The organism is Cohnella herbarum (genome assembly GCF_012849095.1).
Classification (GTDB): domain Bacteria; phylum Bacillota; class Bacilli; order Paenibacillales; family Paenibacillaceae; genus Cohnella; species Cohnella herbarum.
On sequence record NZ_CP051680.1, the window covers coordinates 394,922 to 417,007 of the forward strand.

The 22,086-nt window shown below is 51.7% G+C and carries 16 protein-coding genes and 2 pseudogenes; 16 read left to right on the plus strand and 2 right to left on the minus strand.

What is annotated here, in order from left to right; genetic code table 11:
- Positions 1-72: 72 nt before the first annotated feature.
- Entirely contained in the window at positions 73-1,122 is a 1,050-nt protein-coding gene (locus tag HH215_RS01525) for a LacI family DNA-binding transcriptional regulator (protein WP_174887595.1), read from the minus strand.
- Positions 1,123-1,443: 321 nt separating this feature from the next.
- Here HH215_RS01525 and HH215_RS01530 point away from each other — a divergent pair, with 321 nt between their 5' ends.
- The 16 genes and pseudogenes from HH215_RS01530 (at position 1,444) to HH215_RS01610 (ending at position 21,576) form a co-directional block, all read left to right on the plus strand.
- The gene (locus HH215_RS01530; protein ID WP_169278298.1) at positions 1,444-2,874 is read left to right on the plus strand and encodes an L-fucose/L-arabinose isomerase family protein; all 1,431 of its coding nucleotides are present in this window, start codon (positions 1,444-1,446) and stop codon (positions 2,872-2,874) included.
- Positions 2,871-3,740 (plus strand): transketolase, encoded by an 870-nt coding sequence (locus HH215_RS01535; protein WP_169278299.1) that lies wholly within the window; start codon positions 2,871-2,873, stop codon positions 3,738-3,740. Before HH215_RS01530 ends, HH215_RS01535 begins: the two co-directional genes overlap by 4 nt.
- The gene (locus HH215_RS01540; protein WP_169278300.1) at positions 3,724-4,668 is read left to right on the plus strand and encodes a transketolase family protein; all 945 of its coding nucleotides are present in this window, start codon (positions 3,724-3,726) and stop codon (positions 4,666-4,668) included. Before HH215_RS01535 ends, HH215_RS01540 begins: the two co-directional genes overlap by 17 nt.
- A 2-nt stretch (positions 4,669-4,670) precedes the next feature.
- Positions 4,671-6,166, plus strand: a pseudogene (locus HH215_RS01545) (FGGY family carbohydrate kinase).
- Positions 6,167-6,190: 24 nt separating this feature from the next.
- Positions 6,191-7,114, plus strand: a complete 924-nt coding sequence (locus tag HH215_RS01550) for a nucleoside hydrolase (RefSeq protein ID WP_254450334.1) — start codon at positions 6,191-6,193, stop codon at positions 7,112-7,114.
- The gene (locus HH215_RS01555; RefSeq protein WP_169278301.1) at positions 7,111-9,834 is read left to right on the plus strand and encodes a family 78 glycoside hydrolase catalytic domain; all 2,724 of its coding nucleotides are present in this window, start codon (positions 7,111-7,113) and stop codon (positions 9,832-9,834) included. Before HH215_RS01550 ends, HH215_RS01555 begins: the two co-directional genes overlap by 4 nt.
- 144 nt (positions 9,835-9,978) lie before the next feature.
- A complete protein-coding gene (locus tag HH215_RS01560; protein ID WP_169278302.1) occupies positions 9,979-10,320 on the plus strand; it encodes a hypothetical protein in 342 nt (113 codons plus the stop codon).
- Positions 10,321-10,379: 59 nt separating this feature from the next.
- A complete protein-coding gene (locus HH215_RS01565; protein ID WP_169278303.1) occupies positions 10,380-10,814 on the plus strand; it encodes a hypothetical protein in 435 nt (144 codons plus the stop codon).
- 305 nt (positions 10,815-11,119) lie between these two features.
- Positions 11,120-12,094: an NAD(P)-dependent alcohol dehydrogenase gene (locus HH215_RS01570; RefSeq protein ID WP_169278304.1), complete on the plus strand. Its 975-nt coding sequence runs from the start codon at positions 11,120-11,122 to the stop codon at positions 12,092-12,094.
- A 556-nt stretch (positions 12,095-12,650) separates the two neighbouring features.
- Positions 12,651-13,754, plus strand: coding sequence for a hypothetical protein (locus tag HH215_RS01575; RefSeq protein WP_169278305.1), 1,104 nt, complete (start codon positions 12,651-12,653; stop codon positions 13,752-13,754).
- A 31-nt stretch (positions 13,755-13,785) separates the two neighbouring features.
- Positions 13,786-16,017 carry a hypothetical protein gene (locus HH215_RS01580; protein ID WP_169278306.1) on the plus strand — a complete coding sequence of 744 codons (2,232 nt, stop codon included), beginning with the start codon at positions 13,786-13,788 and terminating at the stop codon, positions 16,015-16,017.
- Positions 16,018-16,029: 12 nt separating this feature from the next.
- The gene (locus tag HH215_RS01585; RefSeq protein ID WP_254450335.1) at positions 16,030-18,360 is read left to right on the plus strand and encodes an FAD-dependent oxidoreductase; all 2,331 of its coding nucleotides are present in this window, start codon (positions 16,030-16,032) and stop codon (positions 18,358-18,360) included.
- Positions 18,347-19,074 (plus strand): annotated as a pseudogene (locus HH215_RS36260) (SDR family NAD(P)-dependent oxidoreductase); the annotation flags it as partial. The gene HH215_RS01585 and the pseudogene HH215_RS36260, both read left to right, overlap by 14 nt.
- 101 nt (positions 19,075-19,175) lie before the next feature.
- Entirely contained in the window at positions 19,176-20,003 is an 828-nt protein-coding gene (locus tag HH215_RS01600; protein WP_169284171.1) for an SMP-30/gluconolactonase/LRE family protein, read from the plus strand.
- Positions 20,000-20,818, plus strand: coding sequence for a creatininase family protein (locus HH215_RS01605; RefSeq protein WP_254450336.1), 819 nt, complete (start codon positions 20,000-20,002; stop codon positions 20,816-20,818). Before HH215_RS01600 ends, HH215_RS01605 begins: the two co-directional genes overlap by 4 nt.
- On the plus strand, positions 20,815-21,576 hold the full coding sequence (locus tag HH215_RS01610) for a LamG domain-containing protein (RefSeq protein ID WP_169278308.1): 762 nt from the start codon (positions 20,815-20,817) through the stop codon (positions 21,574-21,576). The genes HH215_RS01605 and HH215_RS01610 overlap by 4 nt, the downstream gene beginning before the upstream one ends.
- 112 nt (positions 21,577-21,688) lie before the next feature.
- On the opposite strand, the gene HH215_RS01615 is transcribed toward HH215_RS01610, so the two are convergent.
- Positions 21,689-22,063, minus strand: a complete 375-nt coding sequence (locus HH215_RS01615; RefSeq protein WP_254450528.1) for a RidA family protein — start codon at positions 22,061-22,063, stop codon at positions 21,689-21,691.
- Positions 22,064-22,086 lie beyond the last annotated feature (23 nt).

Here is a 22,086-nt window from a genome sequence, read left to right on the forward strand (position 1 = left end):
AGAATCGAACAACAGTCCCCACCTTTATTGGATGGGGACTGTTGCGATATTAGAGGATAAAATTTGAAATTTTTATTTGGAAGCGATGGCAGGGGCGCGACACGACAATCTTTCGATGAATTTCGTATCGATCGTTGTTTTCGTGGTCATGTTCAAGCCTTCATTAATAAGCTCGATAAGCAAGTCGACTGCTACCTGCGCCATTTTCTCCTTCTCGACGTGAATCGTCGTTAGCTCAGGAGTGACCACCATAGACTCGGTAATATTATCAAAGCCGATGACAGACACGTCCTCCGGCACTCGAAACCCTAACTCGTTCAGTGTCTTCATCGCGCTGATGGCGATGTAATCGCATTCGCAGAACAATGCGGTCGGAAGATGTCCGTTTTTTTGTAAATAAAGCTGGAACTGCTCTCTCATCGAATCCTGTGAGTAGAGAATCGTTGGCGCGACCGAGAATATGCGGTTATCGGGAATGGTAAGCTCTCTGTCTTGAAGCGCAGACATGAAGCCTCGTTTACGCGAATTGAAATTATGGATCCGAACATTAGAGGCGATATAACCGATTTCCCGGTGGCCGATCTCATACAAATAGGAGCCTGCTTGATAAGCGCCCATCACATTATTTATTTCAACAAAAGGAATAGGCAAGGTTTCGAAATTGGTATCGAGCACAACGAGATGCGGTAAATGCTCGGCGATGCTTACGATTTGCTGTCTGCTTAAATTCGTTCCCAGGAGGATCACGCCGCTATTCCGATTATCTTCGCTTAGGCTTTTGACGTTCTGTTCCAACGATTCCGTATTCAGAGTAGCGAACTGCAGGGAGTATCCTTTGGAACGGCAGCGCTCTTCAATATAATGAATCAATTCACGGAAGAAAGGTTGCTGATAATACTGTTCTAATACGATCCCCGAATTCGCGCAGACAAGGAATAGCAGAGACGAGAGGGGGCGCTCTTGAGCCGGGGCAGCTCTTCTTTTTGTAATATACCCCGACTCTTGCGCAATTCTGATAACCCGTTCACGTGTATCCTCGCTTATACCCGGCTTGCCATTAAGGGCAAGGGATACAGCCGATTTAGATACATTGGCTTGCTTAGCGATATCCTCCATTTTCACGCAAACATTCTCCATCCTCGCCAAATTTTCCGAACAATCAGAAAGACGCCGTCAATAGCACAACGTGACAGCTGTCATAGCTCAACAAATAATAAGTTTAGTTTACAATTGTTCCTAAACAATAGCAATCATCAATGTTTGTTGTTTAGTTGATTTTATTAAATATCCACTAAACTTCTATTGGAATCGGTGTCTTTTTTGTATTGACGAGGTTGATTTCGGGTGCTAGGATGAAGTTAAGTTATTAGTTTAGTTTGTATTACCGATAAAAATCCAATTAGTTTAGTTAATTTATTTAGTTTAGTTTAGGGGGATAAGGCAATGAAAAAATTAAAGCTTGGTTACGCGCCTACGCGTCGGTTCACATTTAGTGAACAAGATGCTTTTAAGTACAAGGTACAAATCCGCGAGAAGATGGATTCCTTCGGCATGGACATCGACATCGTCGACCTTGAGGGCTTGAATTCGGAAGGCTTGCTCTACGATGATCACATCAATGCGGAGCAGATTGCGGAGCGCTTTAAGCAGCAGGACGTGGACGCGGTGTTTTTCCCCCATTGTAATTTCGGAACAGAGGATACCGTTGCCCGCGTGGCTAAAAGTCTAGGTAAGCCCGTATTGCTATGGGGACCCCGAGATGAAGCGCCGCTAGAGGACGGGATGCGGCTAAGGGATACCCAATGCGGACTTTTTGCCACAGGTAAGGTGCTGCGTCGATTCAATGTTCCTTTTACCTATATTACGAATAGCAGAGTGAATGACCCTGTCTTTGAGAGAGGGTTCAAAAACTTCATCTCGGCGGCCAACGTCGTTCGGCAATTCCGCAAACTGCGTATTCTGCAGATCGGACCGCGCCCTCATTCTTTCTGGACGATGATGTGCAATGAAGGAGAGCTGCTAGAGCGGTTCGGAATTGAGTTATACCCGATCACTCTTGTTGATATTACGAAAGCCGCAAAGCACCAAGAGAAAATGAACAGCACGGAAATGCAAGAGGCGATTACTTACATTCGCGAGAAGCTTGATATTTCTGAAGTGACAGACGATGATGTACGCCGTGTAGCTGCGCTAAAAGTTGCGATGAAGAAGTATGCGACAGATACAGGCAGCACAGCGATCGCGATTCAGTGCTGGTCCTCACTGCAAGATGCCATTGGAATCATGCCATGCCTAGCGAATGCGTTGCTCACGGACGAGCAGATTCCAGTCACATGCGAGACGGATATCCATGGTGCAATCACATCCATAATGGTGCAGGCTGCAGCTATGAACGAAGCACCGATCTTTTTCGCGGATTTAACGATTCGTCATCCCGAGAATGCAAATGGAGAGCTGTTATTTCATTGCGGGAACTTCCCTGTATCCTTATCTGTTGAAGATAAGCCGAAGATGCGCAAGCATTTTCTCTTCGATGACCATGCACCCGGAACGCATGAAGGCGAGATTCGAGGAGGGGATATGACGTTAGCCCGATTCGATGGCGATCATGGAGAATATCAGCTGTTCCTTGGCAAAGCCCGCGGTATTCAAGGTCCTTATACTCGTGGCTCCTATGTGTGGGTAGAGGTTAACGACTGGCCGTTGTGGGAAGAGAAGCTGGTTAAAGGTCCTTATGTTCATCATTCCGTCGGGATTCATGCGAATGTTATTCCTTCGTTATATGAAGCGTGCTCCTATATCCCTGGTTTAACGCCAGATCCCGTAGATCCGACGGAAGCGCAAATTCAAGCGTGGCTGAGAGGAAGTGTATGAGGATGACTACGACAGAAAACCTGCGTATTAAATCTCTACAAATCCGCATGGACCTGCTTAAGCTCATACATGGGGCTAAGATGGGCCATACCGGCGGATCGCTGAGCAATACCGATGTATTGACCGCTTTGTATTTTCACGTCATGCGCCATGATCCGCTTAATCCGAAATGGCCGGATCGCGACCGCTTCATTGCCAGTAAGGGTCACTCCGTGGAGTCGCTCTGGTGTATACTCGCCGATCTTGGCTATTTCCCCAAGGAGGAGCTCTCCACCTTCTGTCAGTTCGGAACGCGTTTAATCGGTCATCCGAATAACAAGGTGCCGGGCATCGAGATGAATACGGGAGCGCTCGGTCACGGCTTGTCGGTATCCGTAGGAATGGCGCTTGCCGCGCGCAAGGATAGCAGACCTAGCCGGGTATTCTGTCTGATGGGAGACGGAGAGCAAGCGGAAGGCTCCGTATGGGAAGCCGCGATGGCTGGCGCTCATTATAAGCTAGACAATCTCGTAGGCATTATCGACCGCAATAGATTACAAATTAGCGGTTCCACGGAGGATGTCATGGGTATTGACCCTCTAGATCAGAAGTGGGAAGCCTTCGGCTGGAACGTCGTATCTATAGATGGACATGACTATGACCAACTGGTTCACGCGTTCGAATCCGCGCCGCAGGTGACCGGTAAACCTACGCTTGTTATTGCGAATACGATTAAGGGTAAGGGCGTGTCCTTCGCTGAAAATGTTCCGGAATGGCATCATCACGTTCCTAATGATGCTGAGCTACAGCGGGCTATCGATGAGTTGACTGCAGCAATTACGAACCAGGATGAAGGGAGTGTAACTACTCATGCAATCCATTCCTAATCGTCAGGCCATGTGCGAGAAACTATTGGAGCTGGCCCAAACGGATAGAGATATTATGGTATTGACAAGCGATTCTCGCGGATCTGCGGCTATGGCGCCTTTTGCCAAGCAATATCCAGAGCAATTCGTAGAGACAGGTATCGCTGAACAGAATATTGTAGGTATCGCAGCCGGACTGGCGCACAGTGGTAAAATACCTTTCGTTACCTCGCCTGCATGCTTCCTTAGCATGCGCAGCATCGAGCAAATCAAAGTGGATGTGGCCTATTCGGGGACTAACGTTAAGCTGGTCGGTATCAGCGGCGGCGTGAGCTACGGCGCGCTGGGCATGTCGCATCATTCCTTGCAGGATTATGCGGTTACTCGGGCGATCCCGGGATTAACGGTTGTCATACCCGCTGATCGATATGAGACGAAGAAGCTGACGGAGGCTCTCGTTAAACATGAAGGCGGCGTATATGTTCGAATTGGACGCAATCCGGTTGAAGATGTCTACGAATCGGAGGATTATGAGTTCGAGATCGGCAAGGCGGTTCAATTGAACGATGGCGAGCATTTGACCTTAATAGCAGTAGGCGAAACTGTTCGCATTGCGTTAGATGCAGCGGAGCTCATGGCGAAGGAGGGCATTCACGCTCGCGTGCTTAATATGCATACGATTAAGCCGCTTGATGCGGAGGCCATACTGAGCGCGGCAAGGGAGACTGGCTTTATTATTACGCTTGAGGAGCATAGCATCTACGGTGGGCTCGGCGCGGCAGTTGCCGAAGTCACTTCAAGCTCATGTCCGGTACCTGTTCATATTCTTGGCATCCCAGACGAACCGGCTATTGCAGGTAAAACTTCTGAAATTTTCCGCCACTACGGCCTTTCGGCAGAGAACGTATTAAAGATCGCTCAAGAGCGGCTTGCGAAGAAGGGGCAGTAGAGATGGACGGCTCAACTGTGCTGACGATTGATCAGAGCACGACGGGAACCAAAGCGATATTAACGAATCAAGAGGGTCGCATCGTGAGCAAGCTCGCGATGCCCCATCAGCAATACTATCCTCGGGAGGGTTGGGTGGAGCACGACCCAATGGAACTCTATCATAATGTGAAGTCTGTTATTCGGGGGTGCTCACCCAAGCAGATTTGTCTCCCATGGCAATTGCGGGAATTACGATCACGAATCAGCGAGAGACGGCTTTAATCTGGAACAGTAAAACAGGCTTGCCGATAGCGAATGCCATCGTGTGGCAATGTCGTCGGACCGCAGATTTCTGCGACCGGTTGAAGACCGAGGGCCATGAGGCTCTCGTACAAGCGAAAACAGGCTTGCTGCTAGATCCCTACTTCTCTGCCGCGAAATGGCGTTGGCTACTCGATCACCATGCAGCGGATCACCCTCTCGATGAGCTAATGGCAGGTACGGTGGATAGCTGGCTCTTGTGGAAGTTAACGGGTGGACGGATTCATGCAACCGATTACACGAATGCAAGCAGAACGCAGTTATTTAATATTCATACGTTACGGTGGGATGAGGAGTTGGCGGAGCTCTTTGGTGTACCCTCGAGTATTCTGCCGAAGGTTTATCCAAGCGATCACTTGTTTGGAACAATGGATGAGCCCGAGCTTTTTCCAGAGGGTGCACGGATTGCGGGTGTGATCGGAGATTCGCAAGGTGCCTTGTACGGACAGCAATGTATACATCCTGGTATGGCCAAAGGAACTTACGGAACCGGCACATCGATTCTGATGAATGTCGGAGAGAAGCCGATCCAGGCATCGGGCGGCCTAGTATCTGCAATCGCATGGGGTGTCGGTCGACGTGTAGAATATGCGCTAGAAGCCATCATTCACTCGACAGGCGATAGCTTGAACTGGGCTCGTGATCAGATGGGGTTATATAGCACATTTGAAGAACTCGAAGAGATGATCACCGCTATCCCGGATGCCGGAGGCGTCTATCTGGTGCCGGCCTTCGTCGGCCTCGGCGCACCGCATTGGAACTCGCGCGCTCGCGCAGCCTTCGTCGGAATGAACCGTTCCTCCGACCGCCGCCATCTGCTCCGCGCCACAGTCGAGAGCATCGCTTACCAGGTGACGGACGCCGTCCGTCTACTGGAGCGGCATACAGGCATGCGCCTCGCCGAGCTTCGCGTCGACGGCGGCGCAACCACGAATGGGACATTGATGCAGCTCCAGGCGGATCTGCTGAATGTCCCGGTCGTCTCCTCCGAGGCCGCGGAGCTGTCCGCGCTCGGCTCGGCTTACATCGGCGGGCTAGCGCTCGGCGTATGGAGCAACGAACAAGAGCTGGCTAGCTTCTATCGCAAGCGACAGACTTATATCCCTCATATGGATGAAGAAGAACGCGCTTCCTTAGACAAAGGCTGGCAAGCCGCGCTAAAGGCGGTTCTTACCGCAGAAGCGGCATTAAATTAACGAATCCAAGGAGTGATGTATCTCATGATCATGCCCTTCCAGATTGCCGATAACAAAAGAATACGCGTCATCATTAACACAGATCCGGCGAACGAAGCGGATGATCAATATGCGATCGTCCATGCGCTGTTGACGCCTAGGTTCCATATTGCAGGAATTATCGCGGCGCACTTCGGTACGCGTACGACAACGACAATGGAGGAATCGTATGCTGAAGCAAGCAAGCTGCTAAAGCTGATGGAGATGGAACATACGGTTCCTCTCTATAAGGGTGCTCCGCATGCGCTCGAGGATGCATCGATTCCCGTCGTCTCCGAAGGCGCCGAGCTTATTATTCGTGAGGCTTTGAAGGATGATCCGTTACCCTTGTACGTCATTTTCCTCGGTCCTCTAACAGACATGGCTTCCGCTTACTTAATGGAGCCTCGAATTGCCGACCGTTTGACAGCGGTGTGGATAGGCGGTGGAACGTACCCGATTGGAGCAGAGGAATTTAACCTGCTTAACGATATTAAAGCGGCGAATACCGTATTCCAATCTCCGATACCGTTGTGGCAGGTTCCTAAGAACGTCTATTCCATGATCCGGGTTAGCTTGGCTGAACTAGCGGTTAGAGTCCGTCCCTACGGTGAAATCGGGAAGTATCTCTATGAGCAGCTTGTTGAATTCAACCTATTACCAAGACATGGCGCAAGGTGGCCGAAAGGCGAGATGTGGATGCTCGGGGATTCTCCCGCAGTATCGCTTCTGATTGATGATCACACATTCGAATACGACTTGCGCAAGGCCCCATATATTCGCGAGGATATGAGCTACGAGGACCGGGAGGATGGACGAATCATCCGGGTATATCGTTATGTAGATTCCAGATTCACACTGGAGGACATGTACGCTAAGCTAGTATTATTCCATGCTTACAATGAAGAGAAGGGGAGAACGTCATCATGACACTTAAGATTGTAGGCTGCAAAACAGAATATGCGATTAATCCGCTCGGGCTAAATACACTCGCACCCCGTCTTTTTTGGAGAATAGAAACCGAGGAGCAAGCTGTAACACAAACCGCTTATCAAATTCTCGTTGCTTCATCCCTACAGCAGCTTGATCGTGACGATGCCGATATGTGGGATAGCGGTAAAGTGGCTAACGGCGCATCCATCCAGATTGTCTATGATGGCAATCCGCTTGAGCAGGAAGGCGTATATTATTGGAAGGTTCGTATTTGGGATGGGAACGATCGGCAATCCGATTGGAGCGAGTCTGCATTCTGGAGTATCGGATTGCTCTCTCGTGCTGCTTGGAAGGGCAAATGGATCGGACGTAAGCCTGTAACGAATGTGATTTCCGAGGATGCTTCAGGATCGGAAGAGCATAAACCCGAGATGGAGAAGCTGCTATTGCCTTCCCCCTATTTACGCAAGACGTTCGCAATTCGCGGTCCGATTAAGCGTGCTACAGCTTATGCGACCGCACTTGGTGTATATAAGCTTAGCATAAACGGTACCCGTGTGGGCGGAGATTGGTTCGCGCCGGGATGGACCGATTACAATGTTCGTACGCAAGTGCAAGCCTACGATATTACGGGGCAGCTCCAAGCGGGAATCAATACGTTCAGCGTCATTTTGGGAGATGGCTGGTATTCGGGGACGGTTGGATTTCTAGGCGATAAAGTATATGGGGAAAGACCTTTCTTCCTCCTACAGACGAATATCGAGTACGAAGACGGAAGCCGCGACAGCGTAGTCACCGATGGCAGCTGGGCGGTAACGACCGGTCCGATCCTCTATTCCGACATGATTAAAGGTGAAACCTATGACGCGACGAAGGAACTGAGCGGCTGGGACAAGGCTAACTATGACGACTCTGCTTGGGAGAAGCCGGATGTGCGTCCTGGCTACAATGGCGTTCTGAGCGCAACTCTGGAACCTCCTATTCGGACGACGGAAGTCCTGAAGCCGATCAGTATTCGCAAGACGGACACCGGAACTTATATCTATGATATGGGACAAAATATGGTGGGCTGGACGGAAGTTAAGGTTACCGGCGATCGTGGAACGCGAATTACATTAAGTCATGCGGAGATGCTTAATCCGGACGGTTCGATGTATTTGGATAATTTACGCGTGGCCGTTCAGCAGAATCATTATATCCTCAAAGGCGAAGGAGAAGAGCGATACGAGCCGAACTTCACCTTTCACGGCTTTCGTTACGTCGAGCTGATCGGATATCCGGGTGAAGCGGATCTCGACACGATTGCAGGTAAGGTCGTCCATTCGGATACGCCTAAAACCGGGAGCCTGCGCACTTCCGACGAGAAGGTAAACCAGCTTTATTCGAATATTACGTGGGGTCAAAGAGGCAATTTCTTATCGGTTCCAACGGACTGTCCACAGCGCGACGAACGATTGGGTTGGACGGGAGACGCTCAAATATTTGCCCGCACGGCATCCTACAATATGGACGTTTCTCGATTTTTCACCAAGTTCTATCAAGATATGCTAGATTGCCAGCAACCATCAGGCGCATTCACTGATGTCGCTCCGGATGCAGGTTGGATTCGGCATAAAATGTGGAATACGAGACTGAATTGGTATGCGCCGGACAATTCGGGCTGGGGCGATGCGGGGGTCGTTATTCCATGGACCCAGTACCTGATGTATGGAGATACGCGTATTCTGGAAGCGAACTATGGGGCCATGGAACGTTGGGTTGAATATTTGCGTTGCACCACAACTAACCTTGTTCGTCCGGACTACGCCAATTACGGAGATTGGTTATCGATCGGGGCGGATACGCCGAATGAGGTGCTTGCAACCGCTTATTTTGCATACAGTACGCAGCTGCTATCGCGTATTGCGGGCGTTCTAGGCAGAACGGATGACGAGGCGCATTATCAAGCTTTGTTCGCGGATATTGCCGCGGCTTTCCGAGGGGCGTTCGTCGATGAAGCGGGAGTTATCCGCGGTCACACTCAAACCGTATACGTATTGGCGCTGCAATTCGGTTTATTGACCGATGATCTTCGAGAGAAGGCTGTTGCGCATCTGACGGCGGATATTAAGCAGCGAGGTGACCGACTGTCTACCGGATTCCTAGGAGTAGGTTATTTACTTCCGGCACTTACGGATAATGGTCGACTGGATGTCGCTTACCAGCTGTTAACCCAAGAGGAGTTTCCTTCTTGGATGTATTCGATCAAGCACGGTGCGACGACGATATGGGAACGTTGGGACGGTTGGACGGAGGACAATGGCTTCCAGACGCCATCCATGAACTCCTTCAATCATTACTCTCTAGGCTCCGTCGGCGAATGGATGTATCGATATATGGCGGGGATCGAGACGGACGCAGCTGCGTCCGGCTTCCGTCACGCCATCATTCGCCCGCGTCCGGGTGGAACGCTGACTGAGGTGGAAGCATCCTACGAATCGTTATACGGCACGATCTCTACGCATTGGAAGCAGGAAAGCGAAGGGCCATTCCGCCTTGTTGTCGCGATTCCTCCGAATACGACCGCTACCGTATGGATTCCGAAAGGTGCTGTATCCGTTAACGGTATGTCGGTTGAGGACACTGCTTTGCGAGGCTGTACGGCATCGGGAGAAGCCGAGAATTGTTTGAAATTCGATATCGCTTCGGGCACTTATGAATTCCTAAGCACGCTATAAGTCTAATATCAATTCGATTAATAGATCGTGAGTAACCTTCCGGAGAGAACAATTCTTCGGAAGGTTGTTTAAATACGATCGTTTCCATTTATTCGTGATTGGAATTATTGCAACTTATGTTAACGCTTACTTATAGGAGGTGACATGAAGATGTTGAAAAAGTGGAATATATTCGGAAGCGTTCGTTCGCAAATTCTGATTTTGCTGCTGGTGTTCATTATCACGCCGACAACGATCATTTCCGTATTTACGATTAACAAATTCACGGAAATGATCGAACAGAACGGGATGGATATGATGGAAACAGCGCTAAAGCATTCCATGGAGAACCCCCAGACTTTTATGGATGGCGCTGCGGATGCGGCGCTCATGATCATGACCAATACCGCGATAATCGATCCTATTTTGAAGTCGGACAAGCAGGGAACGGTCCAACAGAAAATTGGAGTCACCAAGCTGCTGGAGAATTATTTGTACGATTTCTGAAGACCGAGTTTGGCGAGGTTTGGGATGAATTCGCGCGTAAATTTGTGCCGGAGCATCCATTGGAATGGAGCCATTCGGAGGCGAATGCGGATATCGTGTTTATTTATGCGGATGACAGCAATTATGGCCAGAATGAACGATTGTACGGCAATCGCCATTTGCGGGCTGAGGATGCTAGCCTAAGCGTTTTTCAAGTCTGGCATCTACTCAGCCATGGAACGATTCCGGCACATGGGAGCTGTATGTTTATTTCGAGATATTCGTTCCCCAGACATCAACTGAAAGCGAACACTGCGGCAGATCGATTCCCGCTGGAGAGAGGTACCGTTTTCGAGGCCGAGCATCGGGTACATTCGTTATTTGACCCCATGAACAATGTGCTTGTATTCGATGAAACTGTCACTGAGCAGGAGCTCGGTCAGCCGAAATTGATTGTGGTAGCGGGTTCTCGACTTTCTGTCGAAACGTTGACCGCAGTACGCCAGTCAGGCTGAATCCGGCGCGACGGTCATAATAGCGAGCTGGTTGACTCCGATACTCTGGGGGAGCAGTGGCCGAGTAGGCTCCGGCAACTGGCTAGTTACCAGGAATTTCCTAACCAATGAGAGGGTTCATGAAACGATGTAGGCGATTAATTGAACTTCCCCCTCCCCAAACAGTACTTAAGTAGCTATACGCAAACGTTGCGGATTAGCTATATTATTTGTGGATTGAGTTTCGATCCAGACGCGATTCGGCATTTCCGCATTCCCTTCGGGGCGTGCCGAAAAGTGGCCGGGTCTAGGGAGGGAAATCATACATGAAAGCCGTTCTATGCACCCAATATGGTTCTCCGGACGTTCTTCAGCTTCAAGAGGTGGAGAAACCTACGGCCAAGGACAACGAAATACTGATCAGAATACATGCCGCGGTTGTGGGGCCGTCGGATTGCGCCTTTCGTAAGGCCGACACCTTCATGATAAGACTCGTATTCGGCCTTACGAAACCGAGAAACCCGCGGCAAGGCGTCGAATTCGCCGGCGAAGTAGAAGCGGTCGGCAGCGTTGTGAAGTTATTCAAGAAAGGCGACCGGGTATTCGGCATGAGTCCGAATCAATTCGGCGCGCATGCCGAATATATCTGTTTGCCCGAAGGGAAAACGGTAGCCATTCAACCGGCTAACGCAACCTATGAAGATGCCGCGGCCGTCTGTGACGGGGGATTAACCGCGTTGACGTTCCTTAGGGATCTTGCGAATGTACGGAGCGGGCAGCAGGTTCTGATCAATGGCGCCTCCGGTGCCGTGGGGGCTTACGCCGTACAGCTTGCGAAATATTATGGAGCCGAAGTTACCGGAGTATGCAGTACGGCGAACGTACAATTGGTGAAATCCCTTGGGGCTGACAAGGTCGTCGATTATACGAAAGAGGATTTCACCAGGATCGGTCAAGTTTACGACGTCATTTTCGACGCGGTCGGTAAAAGTTCGTTTTCCAGAAGTAAAGGATCGCTTAAGCCAAACGGAGTCTATCTCAACACGGTTCTAACGATGGGAATATTGCTTAGGATGTTGTGGACGACCGTGACCGGCGGCAAAAGAGCGAAATTTACGACGGCAGGCTTAAAACAGAACAAAGCCAATTTCGATTTTCTCAAAGAACTCGTCGAGGCCGGGAAAATCAAAGCGGTCATCGACCGGCGCTACTCGCTAGATCAGATATCCGAGGCGCATAGATACGTCGATACAGGGCGTAAAAAGGGCAACGTGGTCATCACTTTGGGGAAGCCAAACTAGTCGAACGACCATACCAATCGAGAAACCATACCAATCCGATAAAACGAACGGCCGCCAGGAAGAACTGGCGGTTTTTCTTGCGTTGTCAGAGAATATATCGCTCGAAACGAGCAATGCCGCCCCGCCCATTGTCGCAAAAAGCGACTTTAGAGCTGGGCAAACGAGCAAAGCCCCGCCCATTGTCGCAAAAAGCGACTATAGAGCCGGGCAAACGAGCAAAGCCCCGCCCATTGTCGCAAAAAGCGACTTTAGAGCTGGGCAAACGAGCAAAGCCCCGCCCATTGTCGCAAAAAGCGACATTAGATTCCCGAAGGAGTACTCCACAACTAAGGGAGAACTGATGGCTTTAATACGCGCAAAATCCCCATCTACAACCAAACCGTTTCATATCCATGAAAATAAATACGTTTTATTAGCGTTAATCGCCATCGATTTCAACACAATGTAGAAATATTTATACATTTGTGAAAAATTATTGACTATAAATAGGATCGAAGATAAAATTCACTTATTAGCGCGCTAGTGAATACAATCGGCGATGTCGGGAGGACAACAAGTGAGCGGCAGCGGTAGGAAAAGAGTCGCGGCGATCGTAACCGAATATCGTTACAATTCCCACGCTGAAGTCATTGTCGGACGGCTGCTGGGAAGGTTAAACTATCATCCGCGAGTAGAGGTCGTCTCTCTCTACGTGGATCAGTTCCCCGCGAATGACATGAGCAGGGATGAGGCAGAACGGATGGGAATACCGATCTGCTCGACGATTAGAGAGGCTATTAGGGCGTCTCATCGCGCGGAGCCGATCGACGGAGTTATCCTCATCGGCGAGCATGGCGACTATCCGATGAACGAGAAGGAGCAGATGATGTATCCGCGCAGGAGATTCCTGGAGGAGACGATCGCCGCGCTGGACGAACTCGGGCTGACGGTCCCGATCTTCTCCGATAAACATCTGGCTTACGATTATGACGATGCTCTATGGATGTACGACGCGATGAAATTCAGAGGAATCCCCTTCTTGGGAGGCTCCTCTATTCCGCATTGCGACCACATTCCGAAGTTTGACATGGGCCAACTGAGAGACTTGCGAGAAGTCGTCGTCATCAGCTCGGGCGGGCTTGAAGGTTACGGCATTCACGCGATGGAAGTCATGCAATCGCTTACCGAACGGAGAAAGGGCGGAGAAACCGGCGTTCGCTCGGTTCAATTGCTGCGTGGTACCGATGGCGAAGCGTGGGCGGCGATGGATCGGGGTGAATGGCCGGAGGATCTCTTATTGTATGCGCTTAAGACGATACCGAATTTGCCCGGGATTCATCCAAGGGAAGTCGAGCCGGATCCTGCCCTGTTCATTATCGAGTATCGGGACGGTACGAAGGGATACATCGTCCAATTTAAGCGGCTCACCGAGCATTGGAGCTTCGCTTTCCGCGATCGCCATCGTCAAATAACGGCGGCGCTTTGCGACAGCGACTTGGATCGGCCGTTCGCCCATTTCGAACGATTGACCCGCATGGTCGAAGATTTGATCATCGATGGCCGTCCCCCGTTCCCGGCTGAGCGCACGCTGCTGACGACCGGAATGATCTGTTACGCCATGGATTCGCTATATGAGGGAAAGAAGCTGGATACGCCGAGGTTAGGCATTACTTATCGATAACGTCACAAGTCGCCCTTGAGGAGGAATAGCTTTGAAACCGAATTTGCTAGCCGGTATTCCCGAGCATCATGCGCGGTTTACCCAATTGCCGAATGAAGAAGGACATAACGCCGTCTGGGATTTCGTACGTTCGCCGGACGGCCGATTCTATGTGAGCGTGTGCGGGGAAAACGAAAAGCCTTTAACGGCGTTGCTCTACGAATATTATCCGACTACAGGCGATCTTCGGTTGATGTTCGACGTTGCGAACATTTGGATCGTCGATCCGGCGCAAATGCCCCCTAGTAAAATTCATACGAGTATCGACTTCATGCCGGACGGAAGACTTATTATGGCGACGCACAATACGGCTCCGGCGCCCGGTCATCGGCAATGGATGTTCGAACAGCATTACGAGCATCCGTGGGAAGGGTATCCCGGGTCGATCTTGATGCTCGTGAATCCGGACACGAACGAAGTGCAGATCAAAGGAATTCCCGTACCTAGGGAAAGCATCTACGGCGGTATGCTCGGCAATGATCCAAGATACTATTATTTTCTAGGGTATATGAGAGGCCATTTCTATCGAATCGATCTAGAGACGAACGAAGTGAAAGATTACGGCAAAGTGTCCGAATTTTCTTCGTGCCGGTTGGTGAAGGATGCGAAAGGCCGGTTTTACGGAAGCTCCTACACCGGAAGCTTCTGGAGGTACGATCCCGAGAACGACGAGATAGAGGATTTGAAAATTCGTTTTCATCCGCCGAGCGGGACGAAACACCGCAGACAGTTTATTTTCGCGCTGCATACTCCGCGGGATACGCTGCTCTTGGTCGGCAATATGGACGGCGAGATCATCGAATTGCACCCGGAGACGTTGGAAGTTACGCGTCATGGCTCGATTCTGCCTTCGGACGTCCCGTCGGTTAACGGGTATGGCATCGGCGGCTTCGCGGCGGACGAGAATTTCGTTATTTACTATGGATTGAAGACGCATGACGAGTACCGTCCGATCCGTTTGGTGCGCTGGGATCTCCTGCGAGGCGGCAAGCCGGAAAATCTGGGATTGATCACGTGGGGCGGGAAGGATTCCCAATATATTTGCGAAATGATCTTCGACGATAACGGCTTGCTTCATATGGTAGACGTATGCGGACAATTTTCTCCTTATATTCTTGCCGTAGATGTCGATAAGCTTCAACCGCCGGGAGAGGAGACGCCGAACGCGGCTCTGACGCCTTACTACGAATCGGATTACAATGGCGTTGGCAGTGCGGCTTTCATGCACATAGCGGCACGGGAGGTCAGTACGTTACCTTTGCATCGGCATATGGACTGGAAGGATACGGCGGTCAAACATATGAGCGCGATTAACGGCAAACTGTATACCGTCGGAGGCAAAGAAAGCGTCATGCTCACCGAATCCGAATTTGCCGGTGATTGTCCTTTGCAAATAAAGACGATCTACCACGGGGGCGCTCCCTTAAGTTGCCTTTCAATAGAAGAAAATAAAGCGGCCGTGCTGACGACGGATCATCGTATTCTCTTGATCGACCTGACGAAAGGGAGCTGGGAGGAGACGATTGTTCCGCTCGAGAACGGCTTAATCAAACTTCATGCCGTGCTTGAGGAAGGGAAGTTGCTTGCAAGTGATAGAGAAGGCTTCTTATTCGTATGCGCCGGGAACGACTTCAGTAGACTCGGTCCGATCCAAGTCGACCCGCGCGACGGTTATATCGTACAGCTGGATAACGACAGATTGCTGCTGAGCGGCCGGAATGACGAAATTATTATGTATTCGATTAATGATCAACGTATCGAGACATTGACGGTTAAAGCGGCTTCCATCAGAGGCCGGATGTTCCAAGCGACGATTACCGGAGGGGCGGTTCTGTCCGATGGAACCGTCGTGGCGGGAACAAGAGACGGCCTACTGTTCAGCCTGACTCCGGATCTGCGGGACAGAACCGTTTACGGCAGACTGTATTCCAATGGCGAGCTGCGCGACTTCATTCGAATGGACAATGATGAGGTGCTCGGAATCTATGGCGGCGATAAGGAAGCGGGGCATGTGTTTCATTTTTCGGGAAAGCATGGATTCGTCGATCTAGGAAGACCTCGGATGATTAAGGACAATAGAGAGCTGAATGCCCTACCGTCGGAATTCGGCAACATCCATCACATTTCCCGATTGGCATATGGAAAGGAAGACGATTGCCTGCACGTGGGGTCCGCGGAATTGTACGGCTGCGTGATTCGGTATCGCGGAATCGCATTTCCTTAAGGAGGTTAGAAAATGGGCGGAACGGAACGGATCACGACCGGAATGCGCATTGTGGAGGAGCAATACGATATCGTGGTATGCGGAGGAGGGCTAGCCGGGTTCTCCGCGGCTGTCGCAGCAGCGCGTCATGGGGCGAAAGTGTGTCTAGTGCAAGACCGCCCCGTGTTCGGCGGCAACAGTTCGTCGGAAATCCGCGTTCCTCCGCAAGGCGCGGCTAGTTTTCATGCCTATGCGCGTGAGACGGGGATCATATCCGAGTTGCTCATCGAGGAGCGCGCGCTGAATCACGAAAGCCCGATATTCGATAACGGCTATATCAACAGCGTCTGGGATATGGTGATGTACGACATGGCCGTCAAGACGCCGGGATTAACCTTTCGCTTGAATTCTACCGTTACGGACGTCGTGATGAGCGACGAGCGTACGGTCGAGACGGTCATCGCGCGCGTCGGTCATGCCGAAACAGAGCTGCATCTAAGAGGAACTACATTCATCGATTGCACGGGCGACGGGATCGTCGCGGCGCTCGCGGGCTGCAAGTGGAGATACGGAACGGAAGGCCGGGACGAATTCGGCGAGCCCCATGCCCCGGATCAAGCGAGCGATGCGGTGATGGGCAGTTCGATTCACATTAAGGCGAAGAACGTCGGTCATCCGGTGCCGTTCGCCGCGCCGGATTGGGCGGTTCGATACGAAGATCCGGATTTTTTCTGGAAACGAGGCAGGGGAGTTAACCCGTACAGCGGATTCTGGTGGCTAGAATTGTCGCTGCCTTGGCATACGATTCATGATAATGAGACGTTGCGGCATGAATTAACCCGGCACGTGCTCGGAGTATGGGATTATATCAAGAATCGAGATCCGGTCTTGCGCGAGGAAGCGCAAAATTACGCGCTGGACTGGATCGGGCAAGTGCCGGGCAAGCGGGAGAGTCGACGGATTATCGGCGAATATTTAATGACGGAGCACGATCCCTTGCGGAAGACGGTATTTCCGGATGAGGTCGCGTTCGGAGGATGGTTCATCGATCTGCATGAGCCCGGAGGGCTGATGGCGGAGTACAGCGAGAAATCCGCCGTGGAAGAACAAGGGGATCAAACTTATATGGCGAAAAGTTATGTGGGGCCGTTCGGCATCCCTTTGCGAATTCTCATAGCCAAAGACATGAACAATCTGATGATGGCAGGGCGCAACGTTAGCGTAACGCATGCGGCGCTCGGCGCGGTTCGGGTGATGGGAACGACGGCGGTGATGGGGCAAGCTGCGGGTACGGCGGCGGCGCTGGCAGTGAAAGGCGGTTTTCACGTTCGCGAAGTACCGGAAAGGAATATCGGGGATGTTCAGCAAGCATTGCTGCGCGATGGTTGCTTCTTGCCTAACGCAGTCAATGACGATCCCGACGACTTAGCCCGCAAAGCTTCGGTCCGTGCAAGCAGCGCAGCTAAGCTTGCCCCGGTCGGACCTGTTCCGGGACGGAACGAATCGGATTCGCGGCAGGATGCTTTGACCGCTACCCGCGGACAATGGATCGCGATCGGAGCGGATCGCATCGATTCTCTGTCGGTGTGCTTAAGTAACGATTCGGACACGGCGCAACACATTGAAGCGAGGATTTACGCGGTCGATCATCTATGGGATTATCGATGCGAACCGGGTCTGCCGCTAGCTTCAACCGTTCTATCTGTACCGCCCGGATTGGAGCATTGGGCGGAATGGAACGTGAACCTGGATGTACGGGAACTTCGAGGCTCTTACGTTCGGCTGGATTTGCTCGCGAACCCGTTCGTCGGTTGGCATTCGTCAACCTCGATCGAACCGGGACACGTTAGCGCATATGAGATCGGAGAAGGGAAAATGCGCAAGTTCGGCCAAGGCGTTATGATGAGCTTGAAGGTTGAACCTCCGCAAGCCTGTTACGAAGCAAGTAACGTGCTTAGCGGGGTGTCGCGCCCTTATCGCTATACGAATCTATGGCGTTCGGACCCTGCGCAACAACTGCCTCAGTGGCTGGAGCTGACGTGGGAACAACCTATCGAGCTAGGCGTCATCGAACTGACTTTCCCCGGCCAGTTGCTCCGCGGATATATGCTGTACCCCGCGTTCTACAAGGATCCGCAATGTCCGAAGGATGTTGCGATCGAAGCCAGCGTAGACGGCCGTTGGATTGTGCTGGCGAAGTTGCTGGGCAACTATCAGCGTAGGCGCGTCGTTACTTTGGATACACCGGTAACGACAGATCGCTTGCGCGTGGTCATTCAGGCTACGAACGGCGATCTTTCTGCCGCCATTTACGAAATTCGTTGTTACCCTTTGCCAAGCGCGACGAGTAATGAACCGATGTAACCATAACTACTGTAGGCAGGTGATCTTAGTGAATACGTTACAGGACAAGGCGATATTGATTACGGGGTGTCTAGGTACGCTCGGTCGTTCGGCTATCGGGATGTTTCTGGAGCGCGGAGCAACGATATATGGCTGCGATCGCGCTCCTTTGAACGATTACCCCGAAATCGGTCTTCTCCAAGAACGATACGGCGAGTCCCGTTTGATGTTCAAGCAGGCGGATATGTGCGATGAAAAAGAGGTCATGGCGGTCATCGCCGATGCGGATCGACGTATCGGCAGGCTGGATGGCACGTATCACAACGTCTACACGAGCGGATGGAAGCCGATCTTGGACATGTCGTTAGGGGAATGGGACAACTCGATAAGAGGAACGTTGACGAGTACGTTCTTATTGTGCAAGTACGCCATTCCTCTGCTTATCCGATCGGGGGAGGCTCTATCGTCAACACCTCCTCGATTCTGGGACAGATCGTGTCCGAGGGGTGCTTGGCATACGGCGCGGCCAAAGCCGGAGTGGATCAGATGACGCGCGTCGTGGCGGCGGACTACGCGCAGCACGGTATTCGCGCCAACGTGCTCGTGCCCGGGGATTTCGATACGAAAGAGGCAATCGGGCGCCAATCCGAGCAGCAGAAAGCCGCGATTAGAACGAAAGCGCGGTTGGGTAGAAGCGGTGCCGCGGACGAGATTAACGAGGTCGCGGCTTTCTTGTTATCCGATGCTTCTTCTTACGTTACTGGCGCTAGTTATCGGGTAGACGGAGGATTCCATTGAAGTCGAAGGCGAATCCGAACAACTTGGGGGATGAGAGCATGGATTACGTCAGCGCGGCGCTAACGTTGCCTGGAAGCTTCACCAGCGGGATTGAAGGTCCCGCTTGCGACGGTGCCGGCAACCTGTACGCGGTTAATTACGAGAAGCAGGCGACGATCGGACGGATAACGCCGCAGGGAGATGAAAGTATTTTCATCGAACTGCCGAACGGGAGCATCGGAAACGGCATCCGATTTAATCGGGAAGGCGACATGTTTATCGCGGATTTCGTCCATCACAACATATGGAAGGTGGACATGTCGACGCGGCATCTGTCCATTCACGCCCATGAGCCTCGGATGAATCAACCAAACGATATCGCCATTTCGAACAAAGGCGTTATTTATGCCAGCGATCCGAATTGGGACGACGGCACCGGAAACATGTGGCGTATCGATACGGACGGTACCGTAACGTTATTGGAAGCGAACATGGGTACGACGAACGGTATCGAGACTAGCCCCGACGATACGGTGCTCTATGTTAACGAAACCGTGCAGCGTAGAATTTGGGCTTACGATCTGAATAAGGATGGAGAGATTAGCAACAAACGATTGTTAATCGAGTTTCCCGATCATTTGCTGGACGGGATGCGTTGCGATATGCTGGGAAACTTGTACGTAACCCGATTCGGCAAAGGGGTCATAGCGGTTATCTCTCCAACAGGCCAACCGTTAAGGGAAATCGGATTGGAAGGAACGGACTGCACCAACCTGACCTTCGGCGGACCGGAAGGCAAACACTGTTACGTGACCGTATCGGATGTCGGTAACGTACAGGTGTTTACCGTGGAGCATCCCGGACGATGTTGGGGGATGTGGAAATGAGCGAGAAAGGGGAAGGCGCGATGAAATCTTACTTATTTCACGAACACACGAGAGAGCAATTAAAGCTGAAAGCCGAGGAAGGGTACATGGTGGTCGTCGCCCTGGCGGCAACCGAGCAGCACGGCCCCCATCTGCCGGTATTCACGGACAGTTTCATCGGGGAGTTCGTTGCTACCGAAGCGATCGAAGAAGCGGCGAGAACCGTGCCGATCCTGCTCTGTCCGGTAATTCCTATCGGCTGTTCGGATCATCATATCCGCTTCGGCGGAACGTTGTCCTTCTCTTCGGCAACCTATCTCATGATGCTGCGAGACATTGGGGAAAGTCTGGTTTCCGGAGGCTTTCGCAAGATCGCGTTTCTGAACGCGCATGGCGGCAACGAGCCGATCATGCATCAGACGGCTAACGACCTTGCGGTCAAACATCCGATATGGACGGCGTCGGCGTCGTATTGGAGCCTCTCGCGGGAAGAACTTCGCAAGGAGAATGCCGACGAAGTCGGCATGGTTCCGGGTCATGCGGGCGGATTCGAAACTTCGGCGATCATGGCGTTGCGGGAAGATTTGGTTCATGCGGAGTTAGGCGGTAATGAACACGATGAGCGGGCATGGATAAATTCCGGCCCTCCAGGAACGTTCATAGGCCGCCACTCGGAGCTGACCGGCGCGGATGGCTACACCGATGCGCCGAATAAGGCGACGAAGGAGCGGGGGGAACGATATTTGGCAGCCATTAGCCGGAGCGTAACGGCGTGGCTTATTCGTACATACCAATCCATGGATAGCGGGGAAAGGAGCGTCGTTAAGGAACAATGACGACAACTTCCTCGTTACTTCATAATCATCCTTCGCTCGTTGCTTTCTGGGATTTTCAAGAGGCGGCTGGCGAACGAAGGGTATCCAAAGGTCCTAATGCGATCGAGTTGCGGGAAATGTCCGGAACCATCGAGCGAGTAGAAGAGGGGATATTCGGTCCCTATAGCGCCAGCCTGCGGGAAGGCGATTGGTTTAGCGTCCCGCGCAACGAGGCGTTTGCCTTGAACATTCACGGACGGAATGCGGAAGTAACCGTGGCGGCATGGGTGAAAAGAAGCGCTACGGCGCGAAGTCATTGCGAATTTATCGCCGGTATATGGAATGAGACGAACGAGAAACGGCAATACGGGTTATTCTTGAACTTGGCGATCTGGGATAGTGGGGAGCAGGTATGCGGCCATGTCTCGTCGATCGGCGGTCCGACGCCCGGATATCGATACTGCATGGACGCTTCCATCGGACAGTCCCCCGTCCCGCTTGATCGTTGGCAGTTCGTCGCTTTCACCTACGACGGCGAATATGCTCGCTCCTACTTGAACGGCAAGTTGGATACGAGGGAAACGTTTAATCCTTATTCGTATAGAGGCGGCCTGTATGATGGAGGGGAAGACGGCGCGGACTTCACGGTCGGCGCGGTAGACCGTTCGGGAGAGATTGGCAATTATTACGCGGGACGGATCGGCGGCTTAGCCGTATTCCGTCAAGCACTCTCAGAACAAGAAATCGCACAGATGGCATGCGGAATCAAGGTATCGTAAACCGTTCGTTGGAAGGATCATTCGACAGCAACGCCCGAAGGAAAAGTATCCTCCGGGCGTTGTTCTTCCATCCGTATTCCCATTCTCGATCGATAAGCCGTCTAGCTTAGCTTCATCTTGCCTGCTTGCGCAGTTGGGCAACGACATCGATCTCTACGAGGAGATCGAAGTTGAGATCGCAATAGACGAGAGTTCTTGCCGGATAAGGCCGCGGGAATTCGCGGGCGTAAATGCGATTGAAGGTTTCGTAGTCGGTACGGTTTTTGAGATAAATATTCACTTTAACGACATCTTCCAGCGTTAGTCCCGATTGCGCTAATATAATCGAGATATTTCGCAGGGTTAGAACGGTCTGACTTTCGAGATCGTCAGCGGTCACCTCCCCGGTTATGGGGTCGGTGCCGCCCTGTCCGGAAACGAACAGATGCGAATCGGACGGGGTGGCAGGAGAGAATGGAAGTTCATCCATTCCATATTTGAAATTCATATTCAACAGACATGTTCCTCCCC

Bases quoted from the DNA above. Each gene is read 5' to 3' on its own strand.
- HH215_RS01540 (WP_169278300.1), top strand. From the start codon at position 3,724: ATGCAATCCATTCCTAATCGTCAGGCCATGTGCGAGAAACTATTGGAG.
- HH215_RS01605 (WP_254450336.1), top strand. From the start codon at position 20,000: ATGAGCGAGAAAGGGGAAGGCGCGATGAAATCTTACTTATTTCACGAA.
- HH215_RS01535 (WP_169278299.1), top strand. From the start codon at position 2,871: ATGAGGATGACTACGACAGAAAACCTGCGTATTAAATCTCTACAAATC.
- HH215_RS01560 (WP_169278302.1), top strand. From the start codon at position 9,979: ATGAAGATGTTGAAAAAGTGGAATATATTCGGAAGCGTTCGTTCGCAA.
- HH215_RS01615 (WP_254450528.1), bottom strand. From the start codon at position 22,063: ATGAATTTCAAATATGGAATGGATGAACTTCCATTCTCTCCTGCCACC.
- HH215_RS01585 (WP_254450335.1), top strand. From the start codon at position 16,030: ATGGGCGGAACGGAACGGATCACGACCGGAATGCGCATTGTGGAGGAG.
- HH215_RS01610 (WP_169278308.1), top strand. From the start codon at position 20,815: ATGACGACAACTTCCTCGTTACTTCATAATCATCCTTCGCTCGTTGCT.
- HH215_RS01555 (WP_169278301.1), top strand. From the start codon at position 7,111: ATGACACTTAAGATTGTAGGCTGCAAAACAGAATATGCGATTAATCCG.
- HH215_RS01600 (WP_169284171.1), top strand. From the start codon at position 19,176: ATGGATTACGTCAGCGCGGCGCTAACGTTGCCTGGAAGCTTCACCAGC.
- HH215_RS01550 (WP_254450334.1), top strand. From the start codon at position 6,191: ATGATCATGCCCTTCCAGATTGCCGATAACAAAAGAATACGCGTCATC.
- HH215_RS01530 (WP_169278298.1), top strand. From the start codon at position 1,444: ATGAAAAAATTAAAGCTTGGTTACGCGCCTACGCGTCGGTTCACATTT.
- HH215_RS01570 (WP_169278304.1), top strand. From the start codon at position 11,120: ATGAAAGCCGTTCTATGCACCCAATATGGTTCTCCGGACGTTCTTCAG.